This window comes from Haemophilus sp. HMSC066D02, from assembly GCF_001810545.1.
Lineage (GTDB): Bacteria > Pseudomonadota > Gammaproteobacteria > Enterobacterales > Pasteurellaceae > Haemophilus_D.
This window is the reverse complement of record NZ_KV801810.1, coordinates 1-1,438: the sequence shown is the minus strand read 5'-3', so window position 1 is coordinate 1,438 and position 1,438 is coordinate 1. Positions and strand designations below refer to the sequence as shown.

At 60.0% G+C, this 1,438-nt stretch carries 1 protein-coding gene; it reads right to left on the bottom strand.

Annotation, left to right across the window (positions count from 1 at the left end; all coding sequences use genetic code 11):
- Positions 1-114 precede the first annotated feature (114 nt).
- Positions 115-1,050 (bottom strand): protein rep, encoded by a 936-nt coding sequence (locus HMPREF2750_RS06350; protein WP_070544385.1) that lies wholly within the window; start codon positions 1,048-1,050, stop codon positions 115-117.
- Positions 1,051-1,438: the final 388 nt, after the last annotated feature.

Below are 1,438 nucleotides of genomic sequence, written 5' to 3'. Positions count from 1 at the left end.
TGTTGACGCACTCACCGGGGCCGCTTTCGCTGTTGAACGCTCTGCGTGAATCAGCCTGAGCGAGGTGCTAGCACCTCGCATATCCTGCCCCGCGAAGAACATTCATCCGTGCACTCAGGCGGGTCGATCTTTCCTCCTCTGAAGGTCGTATCCGCGACCGGTCAGGTAGCGGTAAAAAAGGGTGCGAAAGGGGAGGTCGTCGAAGGGCTCGTCAATGAGCTGCTCCGGCACCACCACCGAACGGAAGCAGCCAGCAGATCCGATGAGTCTCTTTCCGCGCAAGGTCTCGTAGCAGTGCCACGTGTCCTCAACAGGCTGATCCGAAAACTTCACCGCGTACTTGAACACCTCGAGGAAGCCACTCACAGGATCCTCCTGGCTGATCGGCCGTACGTCCACCACGTGGCTATCACCAGTGATGTTTTTCCACTCAGCCGAGAGCTGCAGCTGGTCAGGCTGATGCTCAGCGATCGCGATCATGTGCAGATGCGGATGCCAGAGCCCAGAACCTGTGCCGCGCTTCACTTCGTACGACCACACAGCACCCATAACACCATCGAGGCAAGAGCCGCGAGCACGGTGTTTCCGCATCCATAGCTCTCGCTGGCCACGATGGAGGTGCTTAAAACGCTCAGCCAAGTCATTGCCATCCTTAACGGTCAGAGTCACGAGAAAGGGCTTTAAAGAGGCGTTCGACCCTCTAAGCACCTCCCACCTATCCAGGTAGCTTTTGAGGGCCTTGCTGCCCCTCCTGATGGCGCACAGGGGGCATAGGAGATGCTTCATGCAAAGCGAAGCTGCATGCAACCGCACTTCGTCGACGGTGAAGTAGTGCCGGAACATCAAATAGTCCCCACACGAGCCGACCCGCCGTGCTAAGCCTTGATGGCCTCCAAGCCCGCTGATAAACTCCGCTACGTCGAGAGCGCCTGCTTTAGCTGCTCCATATCTCTGAACCCTTCGGGGTAGTGCCTCGATGCCCTGAACGCCGATTTCTCCTGCCAGAGAGTCGGCGTTTTCCTTTGGGTCATCCGGTGGTCGTTCCTCCATCGGCGGCCCTCCGTGCGATGAGGAACCCAATGGGTCCAGCCAGCATCTCGCGGCCCAGCCGGACGGCGTCCGGCGACAAGCCCTGATCGCAGGCAAACGAGCCGGAAACCCGCATGGATGCTGGCTTGGAGCAATTGTTTGTATGTATCAAGGGAAGAGCGCCGGCCGGCGCCAAGTGCCGGGGCAGGCCCGTCCCAAGGCGTCGTCCCGCGCTCACTTCTTTTCCTCGTACGACAAATTGACTGTCGCGCCAGGTGCCCACGCACGCACCGGCACGGAGATCTGCGAGCCGACCTGGTCGGCGTACTTCGTCAGATCGGGAACCGTGAGGGTGTAGAGCTGCACCAAGCCGCGGGAGTCGAGGCCTTCCACCTGGAGTACTGACCGG

Bases quoted from the DNA above. Each gene is read 5' to 3' on its own strand.
- HMPREF2750_RS06350 (WP_070544385.1), bottom strand. From the start codon at position 1,050: ATGGAGGAACGACCACCGGATGACCCAAAGGAAAACGCCGACTCTCTG.